17 protein-coding genes are annotated in these 16,192 nt (G+C 39.7%); 9 read left to right on the forward strand and 8 right to left on the reverse strand.

The genetic code is table 11. The features are described 5' to 3' along the window. Positions 1 to 4: 4 nt before the first annotated feature. The 3 genes from KK060_RS08695 to KK060_RS08705 all read right to left on the reverse strand — a co-directional run bounded on the left by KK060_RS08695 (position 5) and on the right by KK060_RS08705 (position 2,537). Complete coding sequence (locus KK060_RS08695) at positions 5 to 616, reverse strand: porin family protein (protein WP_254153323.1); 612 nt, start codon at positions 614 to 616, stop codon at positions 5 to 7. A 42-nt stretch (positions 617 to 658) separates the two neighbouring features. Further along, positions 659 to 1,264 (reverse strand): DUF4136 domain-containing protein, encoded by a 606-nt coding sequence (locus KK060_RS08700; RefSeq protein WP_254153324.1) that lies wholly within the window; start codon positions 1,262 to 1,264, stop codon positions 659 to 661. A 184-nt stretch (positions 1,265 to 1,448) separates the two neighbouring features. Beyond that, complete coding sequence (locus KK060_RS08705; protein ID WP_254153325.1) at positions 1,449 to 2,537, reverse strand: hypothetical protein; 1,089 nt, start codon at positions 2,535 to 2,537, stop codon at positions 1,449 to 1,451. 161 nt (positions 2,538 to 2,698) lie between these two features. Here KK060_RS08705 and KK060_RS08710 point away from each other — a divergent pair, with 161 nt between their 5' ends. Next, positions 2,699 to 2,887, forward strand: a complete 189-nt coding sequence (locus tag KK060_RS08710) for a hypothetical protein (RefSeq protein WP_254153326.1) — start codon at positions 2,699 to 2,701, stop codon at positions 2,885 to 2,887. A 102-nt stretch (positions 2,888 to 2,989) separates the two neighbouring features. Here KK060_RS08710 and KK060_RS08715 read toward each other — a convergent pair whose 3' ends face one another. Further along, entirely contained in the window at positions 2,990 to 3,880 is an 891-nt protein-coding gene (locus KK060_RS08715; protein WP_254153327.1) for a diacylglycerol/lipid kinase family protein, read from the reverse strand. Between the two features lie 54 nt (positions 3,881 to 3,934). Here KK060_RS08715 and surE point away from each other — a divergent pair, with 54 nt between their 5' ends. Further along, positions 3,935 to 4,687, forward strand: coding sequence for a 5'/3'-nucleotidase SurE (gene surE / locus KK060_RS08720; protein WP_254153328.1), 753 nt, complete (start codon positions 3,935 to 3,937; stop codon positions 4,685 to 4,687). A 60-nt stretch (positions 4,688 to 4,747) separates the two neighbouring features. On the opposite strand, the gene KK060_RS08725 is transcribed toward surE, so the two are convergent. Next, a complete protein-coding gene (locus tag KK060_RS08725; RefSeq protein WP_254153329.1) occupies positions 4,748 to 4,972 on the reverse strand; it encodes a CDGSH iron-sulfur domain-containing protein in 225 nt (74 codons plus the stop codon). 197 nt (positions 4,973 to 5,169) lie between these two features. Between KK060_RS08725 and KK060_RS08730 the strand changes: the two genes are divergently transcribed. The 4 genes from KK060_RS08730 to KK060_RS08745 all read left to right on the forward strand — a co-directional run bounded on the left by KK060_RS08730 (position 5,170) and on the right by KK060_RS08745 (position 9,348). Next, positions 5,170 to 5,721 carry a rhomboid family intramembrane serine protease gene (locus tag KK060_RS08730; RefSeq protein ID WP_367397474.1) on the forward strand — a complete coding sequence of 184 codons (552 nt, stop codon included), beginning with the start codon at positions 5,170 to 5,172 and terminating at the stop codon, positions 5,719 to 5,721. A 5-nt stretch (positions 5,722 to 5,726) separates the two neighbouring features. Continuing rightward, entirely contained in the window at positions 5,727 to 6,029 is a 303-nt protein-coding gene (locus KK060_RS08735; protein WP_254153331.1) for a DUF3817 domain-containing protein, read from the forward strand. A gap of 225 nt (positions 6,030 to 6,254) precedes the next feature. After that, positions 6,255 to 7,598 carry an MFS transporter gene (locus KK060_RS08740; RefSeq protein ID WP_254153332.1) on the forward strand — a complete coding sequence of 448 codons (1,344 nt, stop codon included), beginning with the start codon at positions 6,255 to 6,257 and terminating at the stop codon, positions 7,596 to 7,598. Positions 7,599 to 7,650: 52 nt separating this feature from the next. Next, positions 7,651 to 9,348: a hypothetical protein gene (locus KK060_RS08745; protein ID WP_254153333.1), complete on the forward strand. Its 1,698-nt coding sequence runs from the start codon at positions 7,651 to 7,653 to the stop codon at positions 9,346 to 9,348. On the opposite strand, the gene KK060_RS08750 is transcribed toward KK060_RS08745, so the two are convergent. Then, positions 9,345 to 9,692 (reverse strand): TerB family tellurite resistance protein, encoded by a 348-nt coding sequence (locus tag KK060_RS08750; protein WP_254153334.1) that lies wholly within the window; start codon positions 9,690 to 9,692, stop codon positions 9,345 to 9,347. The two genes, KK060_RS08745 and KK060_RS08750, sit on opposite strands and share 4 nt — an antisense overlap. Positions 9,693 to 9,894: 202 nt before the next feature. Here KK060_RS08750 and KK060_RS08755 point away from each other — a divergent pair, with 202 nt between their 5' ends. After that, entirely contained in the window at positions 9,895 to 12,003 is a 2,109-nt protein-coding gene (locus KK060_RS08755) for an outer membrane protein assembly factor BamB family protein (protein WP_254153335.1), read from the forward strand. Between the two features lie 246 nt (positions 12,004 to 12,249). Further along, the gene (locus tag KK060_RS08760) at positions 12,250 to 12,465 is read left to right on the forward strand and encodes a hypothetical protein (protein WP_254153336.1); all 216 of its coding nucleotides are present in this window, start codon (positions 12,250 to 12,252) and stop codon (positions 12,463 to 12,465) included. Positions 12,466 to 12,508: 43 nt separating this feature from the next. Here KK060_RS08760 and KK060_RS08765 read toward each other — a convergent pair whose 3' ends face one another. Then, positions 12,509 to 13,486 carry an ABC transporter ATP-binding protein gene (locus KK060_RS08765; RefSeq protein WP_254153337.1) on the reverse strand — a complete coding sequence of 326 codons (978 nt, stop codon included), beginning with the start codon at positions 13,484 to 13,486 and terminating at the stop codon, positions 12,509 to 12,511. Positions 13,487 to 13,493: 7 nt separating this feature from the next. After that, positions 13,494 to 14,132: a hypothetical protein gene (locus KK060_RS08770; protein ID WP_254153338.1), complete on the reverse strand. Its 639-nt coding sequence runs from the start codon at positions 14,130 to 14,132 to the stop codon at positions 13,494 to 13,496. 347 nt (positions 14,133 to 14,479) lie between these two features. Here KK060_RS08770 and KK060_RS08775 point away from each other — a divergent pair, with 347 nt between their 5' ends. Beyond that, positions 14,480 to 16,183 carry a cache domain-containing protein gene (locus tag KK060_RS08775; RefSeq protein ID WP_254153339.1) on the forward strand — a complete coding sequence of 568 codons (1,704 nt, stop codon included), beginning with the start codon at positions 14,480 to 14,482 and terminating at the stop codon, positions 16,181 to 16,183. The last annotated feature ends 9 nt before the right edge of the window (positions 16,184 to 16,192 follow it).

A 16,192-nucleotide genomic window follows, 5' to 3' on the forward strand; every position in this document is an offset into this window, starting at 1 on the left:
GATTTTATTCAAAGTCTTTGCGACCTATTGTAAAATAAATGGAAAGCTGTAAAGCTGTGTTCTGATACTTGATGGTTTCTCCTGTAGGATTGTTGTTGATATCTCTTGATTCACCTGCATCGATCACACTCGAGAAACCAGCATAGTATCGAATTCCTACCGTAATTTTGTCTGATACTTCAGTTTGTACTCCTGCATCCAGGCCAATATCGAGCTTATTATTCCAGACATTACTTACATTCCCATATTTCGAAGTTGCACTGACAAGATAACCCAGCTCAGGACCAAATTCTATCCAAAAACGATCTGCAAACCGGTACTGCGGTAATAATGAAAGACTTATATAGTGTAAGTTGATGTTTTCAATGGCATTAACACCGCGTTTGGAATATTGAAGTTCAGAAGAAAGCCTTACCTTTTCAGCAACATCAGCCGAAAGAAAGATGCCTCCATGTATTCCCGCCTTAAGGCTATAATCTTCTTCCACGTCCGGATTAATGTAGTTTGTTATGGCAATATCCGAGAGATGTACACCACCTTTCAACCCATACAATATCTGCGCAAAGCTGATGGAAGAACAAGTTAAAAGAAATAACAGTGTACAAGTGTGCTTCATACTATTAAATTACAAATAAAAAAGCCTGCTTTCGCAGGCACTTTAACTAATTGTTTTATCATCCGGAAGTTGCAGTTCTTCATTGGCACGTACCGGGTATTTCTTCATGATAGCCTTAATACCTTTCCTGATTTGCTTCTGTAAGTTGCCTGTGTTGTTTACATTGCCACTCACTGAGCCTCTCCATACTACCTCATCCGTTTTCCGATCTGTGATATCGATAATTAAAGTTCCCTCAGTGTAGGTGTAGTTCCTGTAGTTATTAGACCATCCATAAGGGAAACCCCACCCATATCCAAAAGGAATGTAGCGGAAACTGAAAGGCATGTAAGGACCATAGAAGTAGTTATTACTGTTGGTCTCTTCTCTCTTTTCTGTGTAAGTGTGATAACTTACAAGAAAATCTGGATTCTTGGAATTATAACTAATTCCACGTTTTGCAAATTCATTCTCAACCGTGGTCTTGATGTTCTTGCTGATTAAATCGCTTTTATGTAATGGGTTTTCTACTTTAATTTCAGATTCACCCCATGCAAAAGTTTTATAGCGATTAAAATCAACTTTCCGGTCGAAATCAGTCACAGCACAACTTGCTATTAAGAGCAAGAGCACCGGAAATAGTATTATGTTATTGATTGTTTTCTTCATATCTATTTTGATTTACAACGTTATAACGTTGTAAACTTCAACGATTGTTCAATAACACAGAAAATTTATTTTATTGTATCGCTCTTAAAAACGAAACTTTCTACATGGAGCTTCATGTTATATAGGTATTAAACGAAAGAGGCCAGTTATCATACTGGCCTCTTTACATTTCATTCTCGAAGTGTTATCTGCTTTCCTGATCCTTATTTTTCTTTTTGTTCTTTTTATCCTTACGGTTAGACTTCTTCTTCTCTTTCTCATCATCTTCCATAGCAGGTTTGCCTGTTCCTTTATCCATGGCATTGAAGTGTTCTTTATCTGTACCGCCTTGAGCACCCTGTGGCTTCTTGGCATTACGTGATGCAGGTTGCTTTGTCGCGGCATCTTGTGTACTTGCATTTTGTTTGCCACCAACGTTTGGATTCGCCTGCTTATTACCAGCTTCCGGATTTGCTACACCTGGTTGTTGCTGGGGTTCAGTGTTTTGAGGATTACCAGCAGGTCCCATATTTTTTTGGCTTCCGGATGAGCTCACTCCTCCTATTCCCTGTTCTGTAGGTTGCCCTGGTTGTTGCTTGGTTAAGCTTACTTCATTGGGTTGTGATTGCGTCTGCTGTTGCGACATTCCTTTGTTTCTTTCGTTGTCTTCATCGACACTTTGGAGCTTCATTCCGTTAACCTTCGCTCCCGCCATGTTGGGTTCTGCCCTTTGGACCGTATTGGTGCCATCGCGACCCTCTTCAGACTTCACAGCCGGAGAACCACTCGGACTGCTTGTTGTCTGATTAATCGCAGGGGTGTTACTGGTTTGAGGTGACGCATTTAAACTGCTTTCAGTGCCTCCTGTTGTTCCAGTACCAGAGTCATTACCAGGTACTGTACGCACATTAGATCCCTCATTTATATTCCTGTTATTAGGATTTCCGCTTACCTTATTATTATTGTAGTCACTTGCTGAATTCTGATCGCCACTGCTTCCCTTGGCTTTTTTGTTACCGTCTCCTAACAACGCCTCACTCTCCTTATCTGATCCTCCTTCCGAACTTCCTGAGTTATCCGCGCTTGTTGAAGATGTGTTACCTTGTGTTGTACTGTTCGCTGTTCCAGAGCTTTGTTTCCCCGGACTACTACCTGTATTGCTATTGCTTGGCTGCTGATTAACACCAGGCTGTTGCTGTTTACTCTTCGTGTTGCGGGCTGAATTAACTTCCTGTGCATTAACTGTAAGGAAACCCACCAGCATCACTATCATTATTGACATTATCCTTTTCATATATGCTATTTGTTTTCGTTCAGGACATATGTGTATAAACATGGTGCCAGTATCGCCTTCAGGCCGTACTTTAAGGGGGATGTCGTTACTTTATAAAAATATATTTTATTCTTCATAGCGTACTTGCTATCTCATGGCATACTTTTTACCTTAACGCCTGCATGGAAAAAATAAAAAATGGTGATCCTGTTATATACAAGGATCGTAAGGGCACAATCTACGGCAAGCCCAGAGAAAACAAATACAGAGGCGTGTTGTATACGGTGAAGATAGGCGATGAATATGTGAAGGCTACTCTTAGTGAGTTATCACTCGAAAAGGAAAGCGCTCAAATACCTCATCTGGCTTAATTCTTATAAGTATTTCAATTCAATTGTAGGCTTACTCACCTAATTGATGAGTCTGCCTCCTGATCACAAAAGTTCTTTGCATATTATTGATTACCCAGCATCTTAAACATTCGGCACTAAAAACTGCAAGGCATTATTTTCTATTGAAATAGTAAGTGGTGTAGGCTGATCTATCTTTACTTTTTCGTCGTCAATATGTAGCAGGTCTCCATGCCAATGTATTTTCATGCTGTTAGATTTTACTGTAGTAAATGAAGCCTGGATTTCCTTGCCTTCTATTTTCTGCCGGAGGTAGTGAAGAAGTTCGTCGCGCTGCGACTCTTCGATCATCACGACTTCTAATTTGCCATCGCCTGGGTCCGCATGTGGGGCAAGCAGAATGTTAGGTCCTATGGATTGAATGTTCATGGCTTCAACAAGTAAATATCTACCATGGTAGTGCTTGTCTCCTATGATCATATCACAATCCACTGCCTTATAACCTTGAACAACTTCATATAAAAGTTCAACAGCTGCCTTCAGCTTCAATTGAGGATCTTCAATAGATTCTTTATTCTGTTTTTTCATTTCCTTCATTAGCTGAGGAAAAACACCATAGCCAAAGCCCTCAAGAAAGAATTTATCTTCTGCAAAACCGTGGATTCTTCCTACGTCGAATGATTTAATGTTCTCGTTATCCCATGACTTAATGATCTCTTCGACCTCCTTATTTAACCCGAGGGTCTTTGCAATATTATTGGCAGTGCCCATAGGCAGTAAACCGATAGGCAGGTTTTCGTCGAGCAACTGCCTGGCTATTTTACGGACTGTTCCATCACCACCCGCAAGTACCACAAAATCAATTTCATCTGGTTTTATCGTAGGTTTAATTAAAGCTTTTGTGGACGAATAACTACATTCATAGCCGGCGTCTTTTATAAGCTTTGCCAGGTCTTTCATTGAATGCTCGCCATCTCCCGCACCGGGATTATGTAAAAGTTTAGCACATTTCATTGTTTCGAATTCTAAGTACTATTGGGTGGAACAAAAATGTTACCTGAAAACAGCATGAGAATTTTGGTAACAAATGATGATGGCATCTATAGCCCTGGTATAGCGGCTCTGGCCAGAATAGCAACTAAATTCGGAGAGGTTCGTGTTGTTGCTCCCGATGTTGAGCAATCGTCAATGGGTCATGCAATTACGGCAACTCGTCCTTTGTATTATAAGAAGTCGCCCATAAACTTTGAAGGCATTGAAGCCTACAAGGTAAATGGTACACCAGCAGATTGTGTCGCTCTTGGAAGCCATTTGTGGGACAAAACCGACGTTGTATTGTCGGGCATTAACCTGGGGCTGAATTTGGGCAATTCGATGTGGCACTCAGGTACATTAGCCGGTGCAAAGCAGGCTGTATTACTGGGAATGAAAGGCATAGCAGTCAGTACAGAAGTAGGTAAAAGAGATCCGGACTTTAATGCATTGGAGGCATCAGTTGAAAAGGCGCTGGACTTGGTTCTTCACGATCCTGAGCTTTCGCTGATTAATATTAACCTCCCTAAGAATCCAACTGAAATAAGATGGACAAGACAATCTGTAAGACAGTATGACGGAAGAGTTGTGCCTGGAGTTGATCCGATGGGGAGAAAACATTATTGGTTTACCGTTGCACCGCTTGAGCCAGCGGAAGAAGGAACTGACCGATGGGCTGTTGAAAATGGTTTTGTATCAATTACGCCATTACGGCTTGACCTCACCAACGAGGCAGAGTTAAAAGCAATTTTAGAAAAACAACCTGCAGCTCATCAGGTACATGCCTGAGCGCATTGCGGTTAAATATGAAAGAGGGTCGTACTTTATAAAAGACGACCCTCTTTTTATTTATGCTTTCTTAGGGGGCAGATCAAATGCAGTTGCTACATGGTCAAGAATACCTTTATGAGCGCCATCGCAAAATGGTTTTGTTTTAGAAAGACCACAACGGCATAGCGATACTGCGGTTCTACCGCCTAGTCCATAACTATTTCCCTGCATATCAACTATCTCAAAATCCCCTTCCACTTTTAACGATCCATTGTTGTTAACTGTAATCTTCGTTTTACTCATGTTTTAATTTTTGCTCGAATCTAATCAAATTATAAAACACCGGACCTAGAGTCTAATGCGGATCTAATACAATTCTTAATACTGGATTTCATATTAAGGCGCCACAATTGTATTATTGTGGCGCTATGTACATAACCTATATCATTATAGGGGTAACTGTGGTGATTAGTTTTGCTGCCTGGAAACAGCCACGGCTGATGAGTAACTTCATTTTAAATCCCTATGCTGCCCATCATAAAAATGAGTATTACCGATTTATAACTTCGGGTTTTATTCATAAAGATCATATGCATCTCCTTTTTAATATGTTCTCGCTGTACTTTTTCGGTATTGCAGTAGAAACAGTGTTTGGTTATATCTTCGGAGATAAGGGCTGGCTATATTTTATTCTTCTATACATACTCGCTATCGTTGTATCCGACATTCCAACTTTTGCAAAGCATAAAAATAACCCGCGCTACAATTCACTCGGTGCCTCTGGTGGAGTTAGTGCTATCATTTTTGGTTTTATTATATTTCAACCCTTATCTGATATTTGTCTTTATTTTGCCCTGTGCCTTCCCGGATTCATTCTCGGAACTTTATATATCATTTTTTCATGGTATCAAGGAAGAAAAGCTAACGACAACATCAACCACGATGCTCACCTTTACGGAGCACTCTTTGGATTATTATTCTGCATTGTCATGTATCCCTCTTCCATACCAAGATTTATTGAACAAATAAAAAATTGGGAAGTACTTAACTGATTTTTATGCTATCAACAACTATCGGCCGACTACGTATAATTGGATTTATTGAAGGGCTATCGTATATCTTACTTTTGGGCATTGCCATGCCTCTGAAATACATCTATGATTTACCTCAGGCTGTTCGTGTTATAGGAATGGCACACGGCGTACTCTTTGTTTTGTTTATAGCCTTAACCGTTCAGGCTAAATTTGTGTACAAATGGTCATTTATGAAGATGTTTCTCCTGTGGATTGCCAGTATTCTCCCTTTTGGAACATTCTATGCCGACTACAAGATGCTGCGCGACGATTCCGCTGCTGCGTAGGAAACTTTTCTTTACCATTAAAAATACCAAAGGGCTATAGTTTCTTCACCTATAACCCTTACCTTTTCCTTTTCTTATTGCAATAATTACGTAAGGAGTCATTAAAAATTAATGCCAACAGCGATCTTTGTTCTCTCCTATTGTGTGCTCTGATAAGGTATGATTTTATAATTACAGGAACACTTATCTAAATGAATCGAACGCTTATCTAAATGAATTGATCAGTTGCGAGTTAAAAATAAGTTAAAGAAGAATAGTGAATTTTTAATTAGCGAGAACCCACAAGTTGATGTTGCCAGCAATAATGGGTTAACGAAGAGAACGAGTTTATTTCCTGCCCTTCAAAGCAGAAATTACAGACTTTACATTTTTGGTCAATTTATCTCCGTAATAGGAACATGGCTTCAAATTGTTTCACAGGGATGGCTTGTACTGCATCTTTCTGATTCTCCGATTGTAGTAGGTGTAATTGCTGCGTTGTCTACCATTCCAACACTACTTTTCTCCTTGTTCGGTGGCGTAATTGTAGATCGATTTGAGAAAAAGAAAGTACTCTTTTTTACACAAATAGCGAACATGGTGCTTGCGCTCACCTTAAGTGTGTTAACGTTAACAAACGTAGTTACTGTACCTGCCATTGGTATCATTGCACTTTTAATGGGAACGGTAAATGCAGTGGATGCACCTGCAAGACAATCGATTATATCTACGCTTGTAAATAAAGATCAGCTTGCTTCAGGTATTGCCTTAAACTCTTCCATTTTTAATGCTGCCCGTGCAATTGGTCCGGGCATTGCCGGAATACTCATCGCGTCTTTAGGCACAGGTGTTTCCTTTCTTTTAAATGGAATCAGCTACCTTGCTATTATTATTGCACTTCGTTTTATCACCATCAATGAAAAACGTACGGTTAACAACACACCTCCTTTAGAAGCCATAAAAGATGGCATCAACTACTCCTTCACCCATCCTGTCATTCGCATACTAATCATTTTTACTGGTGTGCTTTCTGTTTTTGGCTGGTCTTATAGTACCATGATGCCAGTTATTGCGAAGAACGTATTTCATCTTGATGCTCAAGGCCTAGGTTATTTGTATTCTGCCACTGGCCTCGGTGCTCTTACAGCAACTTTTATTGTTGGTCGTTACTCAATTAAAACTTCTCCGGTCGTGCTCATTGCTGCAGGTAACGTTATGTTCTCCGTATCAATCATCTTGTTTGCCGTAACTTCATCCTTCATACTGGCTCTGCCCCTTCTCTTTTTTATCGGCATGGGATTGCTTTCACAAGCAGCTACCATCAATACATTTATTCAACGGATTTTGAAAAATGAATATCGTGGAAGAGTAATGAGCCTCTATGTGTTAATGTTCCTGGGCCTTGCTCCTTTTGGCAATTTTGAAGTAGGATGGATTACTGAAAGGATTGGAATATCTTTCGCGCTCATATTAAATGGCTCCATTGTTTTATTGTTCGGTCTGATTGTTTTCAGTTATAAGAATAAAATACGGCAGGCTTATCAGCATTACAAAAGAGTTAATGGTGAGGCAAATACTTTAAATAATTAGAAAGATTCAGCGTTTAATATGCTGGCATAATGTTTTCAGGTTAAGCGTCAATATGTACTTGTTATTTCCCGACTATATGAAGCTAATGTTCAGAAAGCTTTTCATTACGTTCATTATCTTAAGTTTTTCAAATTCAGTTTTCTCAATCAACAGAATAGCTTCTGCAATAGATAAACAGATTTATGGAAATTATATTACTGAAGGAGACCTCATCATCGATTCTCCCACAAAAATATATGGGGAGAACAGAGAAGTGATTTATTACTTCATGCAGAAACAATGGCCCCTTATAAGAGAGGGCGCCACAATATGGTTTGACGGAGATAAGCTCGGATATCTTTCGATGATCAAATTCTGCAACACGGCAGATGAACAAAAACCTTGGCACATCTCCTCAGCAACATTTAGAAATATTCCCGGAACGAGAGTGATGACAAAACAGTTTGTTTGTCAGGGATTAAAAAACATTGAAGTAAATGGAGAATCTCCTTCCTTTCCTGGCCTCTCAAAGTGGCCTGAGACAAGGAAGTTTCTTACAGGCTCATTTGGATTTCATGTTATAGCAAAGATTTTCCAGGGACACAACTATGGTATTTCTGTTCTGGATGGAGGTACTATCAAATTGAGGGGTATAGAGTCACAACACGGCTTTACTGCCATTCGTATAAATGGAGGAAATCGTGATTTAACAGTAGAGTCTATCGAGATCACTAATTTTTACATCCATGATACCGGAGATGGAGAAGGTATGTACCTTGGTGCCACGCATGCACCTCCTCTTGCCAAAATAAAGAACCTTAAGATTTACAATGGGATTATAACACGGACGGCAGCAGAAGCACTTCAGCTTCAGCACCTCATCGGCGGTGCTGATATTCACCATGTAACGATTCGCGCGGCCGATGTGCGGTGGAGAAATGAATTCCGCGCTGGTCAGGATACTGGTATTCAATGGAGTGTTGATGCGGGCGACAACAAACTTCATCACATAATCCTAGATGGTTATGGCAGCGTAGGTCTGGTTCCTTTTGGTTCCAATGTAATGCCAATAGGTGGTACCAGCAGAGTATCCAATGTCCTTTTCAGTAACGGATTGGACATTGGTGTTTACCTTCATAATTCAGGAAAGTTTGGTATTGAATGGCAGTTTGATAGTCTTTATTTCAGAAGGTTCAGCACGGAGCGTTCTTATTACCAGAATACTGGAAGACCTGAACGGAAGTATATGATTTCCAGGAGACACGGAAAGGATAAGTATAGTTTTAAGAATATTGTTCATGATGGCACAAGACCTTCTGTATTCGAAAAAAACGATAGTATTGAGGTACGGAATGTAAAACAAAAGGAACTTCCGGCTCCATCTTACGTCAACAGTGGATTCCACGAATCTCCTTCCCGGATTAAACAGTGGTATCCGCATTATGCTGGCTTCTTTCCGGCCAGCAGGTCTGGTAAAGTAAAAATAGCCTCGGACTGGGAGGAGGGAGATATAGCTATCGAAACCGAAAAAGAATATGCTTTTTATAAGTGTATCGCTACTCATTTTGCCACCGAGGAGCGTCCATCACAAAGTAAAAACTTTGTGAAGCTCACATGGGATGAAAACGGTGTACGAAGTGATCAGCCAACTTGGGTGTCAGAATTAAAGCAATCTAATTTTCCCCCTGATGATTTGAGGTTAGAGGATAATTGTTACTGGAATAAGCTAAAGTTGGGATTTAATCCGGATCTGTTTAATCAGGTTAACTAAGGTTTTTGATATCCGGAAAGAATAGAATCAATTTCTTCTTTTGTAAATCCTAGTTTTTCCGCCACCATGGTAATCAGTTCAAACTCCGCCTTTGAGAACTCGCCATCCAGTAATGCTACCTCGATCATTTGCTCAAGCTGTTTCTCCCTTTCGTGCTGATTTTGAGGAATAAGGTACTTGTATTCGTGTGCCCTGTCGATCATTAAATTGAAACGATCAAGTGGCACCCCTAATTCATAAGCTATTTTGTACAGCGCAGCACGTTCTACTTCATCTATTTTTCCGTCTGCCACAGTTAAGGATACCAGGTTTCTGAAATGCTGTAATTTTATCGGGTCAGGCATCTTCTCTCTATAAAATAATTTTGTGAATATAGAGATATAATTATTTAATCAACCAAAAAATCCTTCAGATCAACAATTAAGCGGCTGCGCTTAAATATTTGCGGTTGATGTGACGCGACCTTTTGCAACGACTTTGTTTAATAAGAAAGGTAATGCCTAAAATATTTATATTTAATCCTTACCCTAAACTATTTGCCGATAAATGAAACACCTTCTGCTTTTTACATGTATCGTATTATTATGGCTGAGTATATTTCGTTGTAATAGTTCTTCAAACAATGAATGGAGGGAATATCTCGGAGGACCAGACCGAAACCACTATTCGGCGCTTGATCAGATTAATACAGAAAATGTAAACAAGTTGCAGGTTGCCTGGGAGTATCATACGCAGGACAGTGGTCAGATTCAATGCAACCCTATTATTGTTGATGGCATCCTTTATGGGATGACCGCTACCGTTCAGCCCTTTGCATTAAATGCACGCACAGGAGAAGAAATTTGGAGAATGAAAGATACTACAGGCACCACCTGGTATGGAACCAGCCGCGGTGTTTCCTATTGGGAAGACAAGGATGATCAACGTATCCTTTTTACAAAGGAATCATGGTTGTATGCACTGAACGCAAAAACAGGGAAGGTAATTAATTCATTCGGCGATGGAGGAAGAGTAAGTTTGAGGACAGGACTTGGTGAAATGGCTGAAGATAAGTTTGTTATATCCAATACGCCAGGAACGGTTTACCAGGATTTGATCATTATGCCTATTCGTGTTTCTGAAGATTCAGATGCTGCCCTTGGTCATATACAAGCCTTTAATGTAAGAACAGGAAAACTTGAATGGATTTTTAAAACAATACCAGAGCCAGGAACTCATGGCTACAACACGTGGCCAAAGGAAGCGTATAAAAATATTGATATTGGAGGTGCTAATAACTGGGCCGGCATGGCTATAGATCGTGAGCGCGGAATTGTTTATGTACCTACTGGGTCCGCCGCTTTTGATTACTACGGAGGCAAACGTTTAGGTGCCAACCTCTTTGCCAATTGTTTGCTTGCACTTGATGTGAAGACAGGTGAGAGAAAATGGCATTATCAATTTGTTCATCATGATATTCTTGATCGAGATCCTCCAGCTCCTCCTAACCTGCTTACTGTAACTCATAACGGAAAAAAAATAGATGCAGTAGCACAGGTGACAAAACAAGGCTATGTCTTTGTGTTCAACAGAGAAACAGGCGAGGCATTGTTTCCGATCGAAGAAGTGCCAGTTCCCCAATCAGATATACCAGGCGAACAAGCATGGCCAACACAGCCAAAGCCGGTAAAACCACTTTCCTTCTCTCGCCAAAATTTGACTGAAGAAGAAATAAATCCTTACGCTGACAACAAACAGGAGTTGCTTGAAAAGTTCAGAAACAGCAGAAATGAAGGTCCCTTTACACCCCTGTCAAGAGCAGGGACCATCATTTTTCCAGGTCTTGATGGTGGTGCTGAATGGGGAGGCGCTGCTGTTGATCCGAACGGAATTATGTATATCAATAGCAGCGAAATGCCGTGGCTCATTTCACTAAATGAGAAAACAGTATCTAAGGAAGTGATTAATCCTGGTGAGCAAATTTATGCTGCAAACTGTTCCTCTTGCCATGGGTCAGAAAGGAAAGGCAATGCGGCTAGTGGCTTTCCTTCATTAGTGGATTTGAATAATCGGCATCAGCGAGAACATGTACTTGATGTGATTACAAAAGGAAAAGGCATGATGCCTGCCTTTAAAAAATTATCTGTAACGGAAAAGAAGTTTTTGATTGCATTTTTATATGGTGATCCGATCGGCGAAGAAGGCGATAAAATGGAAGCAATAGACAGGAGCTCCACAAGTGCTGAAGTATCCTATAAAATTTCCGGTTTTACAAAGTTTCTTGATAACAAAGGATATCCGGCAATAAGTCCTCCATGGGGAACATTAAATGCTATTGATTTAAATACCGGAGAGTATCTATGGAAAAAGATCTTTGGTGAAAGTCCTGAGTTACAAAAGCAGGGAGCACCACAGACAGGATCAGAAAGTTATGGCGGGCCTGTTATAACTGCGGGGGGCGTATTATTTATTGCTGGTACGAAGGACAAAAAATTCAGAGCGTATAACATGAAGACAGGTGACCTAATTTGGGAGACAGTATTGCCAGCTGCTGGATTTGCGACGCCAAGTACGTACGCGGTTAACGGAAAGCAATATATAGTAATAGCTTGCGGCGGAACAAAGTTGGGAGCAACTAAAGGAGAAAGTTATGTGGCCTTTTCCCTACCTGATTAAGTTATTTTTCCACCAGCTATATGTTATTTTTTATACCTTTAATATCGGTTTCGGGAGCCAGGATTTCGAGGCTGCAATAGCTAAAAGGTAGACCTCACCTTCCCAGGGTGAGGTTTTTTGTTGTTTGAGGCTGTTTATAAACAATAAAGGGTGCCCTTATCTGTTGTATTGTAATTGTATCGCTTAACACGCCATTAAACCGAGTAGGAATGTTCTGGCTTAATCCAAACAAAGTAATTTTCGCCAATGAATAAAATAGCTCAAACAGGTCAGATCGTATACATTAAAGATGAATTTTATGCTGACAACAATTTGTCGGTAATGGAAGTACCACGCTATTCATGGAAAATTATGAAAGTACAGGACAATGGAATTGCTACTTGTGAATTTCAACGCAGAGGAAAAAATTCTGTATTAACCCTGACCATAGAATTGAAATATTTGAAGGTGGAGCATTTCTGATCCATTGGTCTTTTCAGAACCAAAAGGGAATTAATAGTTATCATTATAAATACCATAGATCGGGTGAATGTAGACTAAGATGTACTTGGTCGCCCGAACTATGCGTACACATTGAAGATCTCACAATAACAGTAGAGCCTTGAACATCGATATTGATGTCATAATAACTTCCATGGAAGATGACCTCATCCACAACGCCAATCACTGTTTTACGTGTTTTGCTAACAACCTTTAGATCTTCAGGTCGAACAAACAACTGCTTCCCAGAAACGTTATTTTCTGAAACAAAGGATTTGTAAATATCAGGAGGGATTAAATTATAGGTACCGAAGAGTCCACCGACGTATTCATTGACGGGTTGCCTGTAGATCTTCTCGGGTTTTCCTTTTTGAACGATCTCTCCATTTTTTATCACGAGTATTTTGTTTGCCCACGGTAGCGTATCATTAGGATCATGTGAAACCAGGATACAGGTTATCTTAAGTCTTTTTCCGATATCGTTGATCACTGCTTTTAATACCGCCTTATGAACCATATCAAGGTGAGAAAAGGGTTCATCAAGTAACAGGAGCTTAGGTGAAGCAATGAGTAATTTACACAAAGCAACTCTTTGCTTTTCGCCACCTGAAAGTTGGTTGGTACCTCTGGTAAGTAGATGATCTATCTTGCATACCTCGAATATCTCCGCTGCCTGAAAATCACTCAATGTGTTTGCATACGTTAGGACCTGCTCTACCCTGAGAAATTTTGGAAGTTCGAAATGCTGAGATAGATAAGCGATATCAGCATGACCAGGAACGAGCTTATCGAAAGGGCCAACCACCTTTTTGTCCTCAAACAGAACTTCGCCGTCATCAGGTTGTTCTAGTCCTGCAATTATTTTCAAGAGTGTGCTTTTTCCTGATCCGGTCTCCCCTGCTATGGCTATTTTTTCGTATTTTTTTTGGGAGAAATTGATATCATGAAGAACCGCATTTGTTTCATTTTTTTTACTGATACCTGTAACCTGTAGTAACGTCATCCGGATATTATTTTTTCTTGTTCTCCCAAGTATCCATCTTGATCTTCTCTATGAGTAACGAATTTTTAAACTCATGAATAAGTTTCTCCATTTCAACGTCACGGTTTTGTAATGCCTCATATTCGGCATTGTGTGCATCAATAACAGGCTTAAGCTTGTCAAGGTTTGCTTGCATATTTTCAATATTGGCCAAAGCATATTCTCTTTCTGTTTCGCTCAATGTCTCGTCTTTGTATTTAGAGCGAAGCATCTCAAGTACTTCCTGAATATACTTGATCATATCCCAGGGATTATTCGGCCTGTTCCAAGTAAATTCGATATTACATTTTCTGCATTTGTACCTATTGCTCTTCCATCCCTTCTCGTTTGTTTCCGTTCCGACCAACTTTAACATGTCTTTGGAGTGACATTTTGGACACTCTGCATCGTCTTTAACAAGCTTCTTCAGGTATTCCCGCTGTTCAAGAATAAAAGCCCGCGAATTGGCATGGTTCTCCATCTGCTCTACAAATTTATCAACCGCTTCTTCAACCTTTTTATGTTCTTCTCCCAGCTTTCCCTCTTCAATAAGTTTCTTGCTTTGCTTTTTAAAAAAGGTTGCTACTTTGACCAATTCCCTTTCGTTATTTTTAAAGTGCTTGTTCATCTCAATATTTTATCCAAAAATATGAAATCAAACATATATAAGAGATCCTATTAAAAGTTGGGGAAACGTTATTCCTACTGAACGCCGAATTTAAAAGAACGAGTCGTACCCAAGTACGAAGTACGTGACAGATAAATCCTATATTCTCCATTTGAAGTTACTTAGTCCTGGTACGTAGGTGTTTTTACTGTTGCAGGTCATTCTGTTAGTAATGACAGACTTAAATATTCATGTTGTAACGTTAATATTATCTCTTTTATTACATACGAAATACTAATGGTCAGCTGTATTTGTTACTTGGTCTGCCACCACCAATATTTGTCGAGTAATCCTTACTAGAAAGAATCATGAAGTTAAGGCAGCAAATAACGTTATTAACAAGTCTTGCCTTGCTGGTGCCGGCAATTCTTATCAGTACAATTTCAATTTATAAAATCAGAAATAAAGCCGAGGCAGACATAGAAGAATACCAAACTGAAGAGTTCAATAAGCTTAAATTGTATTTAAAGCATATAACAGACATTGCTTACGGAATAGTTGAAACAAGGTATAATAGCATTGAAAAAACAGTATTACCTAATACTCAATTCAGAGATTCTTTAATGGAGGCTAGTCTTAAAGATTTATCTAAAATACGTTTCGATCAAGGAGAAGGATATTTTTGGGTAACAGATAATAGAATGCCCTACCCTACAATGTTAATGCATGCAGAGAATCCACAATTAAAAGGTGTTGTACTCGACGATCCTAAGTTTAATGTTGAAAAGGCAAAGCGCAGAAATATTTACCAGGTACGGGCAGAAGTATGTAATGCAATGGGCGATGGCTTTGTAGAGTATTTTATGAAAAAGCCTGGTACTGATGAAATCGAAAATAAAATTTCTTATTCACGTTTATTCTCACCACTGGGTTGGATCGTCTCTGCAGGTTTTTATACTGACCAGATCCAAGAATCTGTATTGGCAAAGCGTGAAGCGTTAAATAAACAAATTAATGAAATTGTAGTTTCTATTATCTCAATTGCTGTTATTATCCTTGGCATTGGTCTCGCTGTTTCTTTATACTTCAGTGGCAAATTAACTAAGGCCATTATAACAATTAAAGACACTCTAAAATCTTTAGGTCTTGGTCAACAGGTAGAGCAAATTATAACGAAGCGTAAAGATGAAGTCGGCGAAATGATACAATCGCTTAATACGCTTGTTACAGGGTTACGCTCTTATACGGCATTTGCTAAAGAAATAGGACAAGGAAACTTGTTGCAGGAGTTTCAGCCCTTAAGTAACAACGACGTACTTGGTAATGAGCTCTTAGAAATGCGTGAGAACCTGAAAAAAGCTTCTGATGAGAAAAATGAGAGAGACTGGTTTAATGAAGGCCTCGCGAAACTAGGTGAAGTACTAAGAAGAAACAGTTCTGATACAAAGATATTGGCTGATGAGATCTTACGAGAGTTAATAACCTACCTGAAAGTGAACCAAGGTGGTTTGTTCATAGCATCTGAAGCTAAATCGAATGAAACACGATATCTTGAACAGCTCTCTACCTATGCCTATGATCGCAAGCGATTTATTCAGACTAAGATCGGTTTTGGTGAAGGACTAATAGGCCAGTGTGTGGTAGAGCGTGCAACATTTCATCTTATTGAGATCCCAAAAGATTATATAAGCATTACATCAGGTTTGGGACACGCCTTACCACAAACCATTCTTATCATACCACTTATTCATAACAATGAAGTGTATGGAGCCATTGAAATGGCCTCGTTCCAGAAATTACAGGATTATGAAGTGAAGTTTGTTGAGAAAGTTGCTGAAAGTATCGCCAGCACATTAGCATCAGTGCAAGTTAACGAACGTACCCGCCGACTATTAGAGCATTCCCAACAAATGTCCGAAGAGCTTAAGGCACAGGAGGAAGAATTGCGTCAAAATCAAGAAGAGCTTCAAGCTACCCAGGAACAAATGCAACGCAGGCAACTTGAGCTTGAACGTGAGAATGAAGATCTAAGAGCAACAATAGAACAACTTGCACCTAAGAATGCCGCATAAGCAGAAAGC

Origin of the sequence: Chryseosolibacter indicum (assembly GCF_018598585.1) — a bacterium.
Taxonomy (GTDB): Bacteria; Bacteroidota; Bacteroidia; order Cytophagales; family Cyclobacteriaceae; genus Chryseosolibacter; species Chryseosolibacter indicus.

Coding starts and splice junctions, on each gene's coding strand:
- KK060_RS08695 (WP_254153323.1), bottom strand. CDS start 616: ATGAAGCACACTTGTACACTGTTATTTCTTTTAACTTGTTCTTCCATC.
- KK060_RS08700 (WP_254153324.1), bottom strand. CDS start 1,264: ATGAAGAAAACAATCAATAACATAATACTATTTCCGGTGCTCTTGCTC.
- KK060_RS08705 (WP_254153325.1), bottom strand. CDS start 2,537: ATGAAAAGGATAATGTCAATAATGATAGTGATGCTGGTGGGTTTCCTT.
- KK060_RS08710 (WP_254153326.1), top strand. CDS start 2,699: ATGGAAAAAATAAAAAATGGTGATCCTGTTATATACAAGGATCGTAAG.
- KK060_RS08715 (WP_254153327.1), bottom strand. CDS start 3,880: ATGAAATGTGCTAAACTTTTACATAATCCCGGTGCGGGAGATGGCGAG.
- surE (WP_254153328.1), top strand. CDS start 3,935: ATGAGAATTTTGGTAACAAATGATGATGGCATCTATAGCCCTGGTATA.
- KK060_RS08725 (WP_254153329.1), bottom strand. CDS start 4,972: ATGAGTAAAACGAAGATTACAGTTAACAACAATGGATCGTTAAAAGTG.
- KK060_RS08730 (WP_367397474.1), top strand. CDS start 5,170: ATGAGTAACTTCATTTTAAATCCCTATGCTGCCCATCATAAAAATGAG.
- KK060_RS08735 (WP_254153331.1), top strand. CDS start 5,727: ATGCTATCAACAACTATCGGCCGACTACGTATAATTGGATTTATTGAA.
- KK060_RS08745 (WP_254153333.1), top strand. CDS start 7,651: ATGTACTTGTTATTTCCCGACTATATGAAGCTAATGTTCAGAAAGCTT.
- KK060_RS08750 (WP_254153334.1), bottom strand. CDS start 9,692: ATGCCTGACCCGATAAAATTACAGCATTTCAGAAACCTGGTATCCTTA.
- KK060_RS08755 (WP_254153335.1), top strand. CDS start 9,895: ATGAAACACCTTCTGCTTTTTACATGTATCGTATTATTATGGCTGAGT.
- KK060_RS08760 (WP_254153336.1), top strand. CDS start 12,250: ATGAATAAAATAGCTCAAACAGGTCAGATCGTATACATTAAAGATGAA.
- KK060_RS08765 (WP_254153337.1), bottom strand. CDS start 13,486: ATGACGTTACTACAGGTTACAGGTATCAGTAAAAAAAATGAAACAAAT.
- KK060_RS08770 (WP_254153338.1), bottom strand. CDS start 14,132: ATGAACAAGCACTTTAAAAATAACGAAAGGGAATTGGTCAAAGTAGCA.
- KK060_RS08775 (WP_254153339.1), top strand. CDS start 14,480: ATGAAGTTAAGGCAGCAAATAACGTTATTAACAAGTCTTGCCTTGCTG.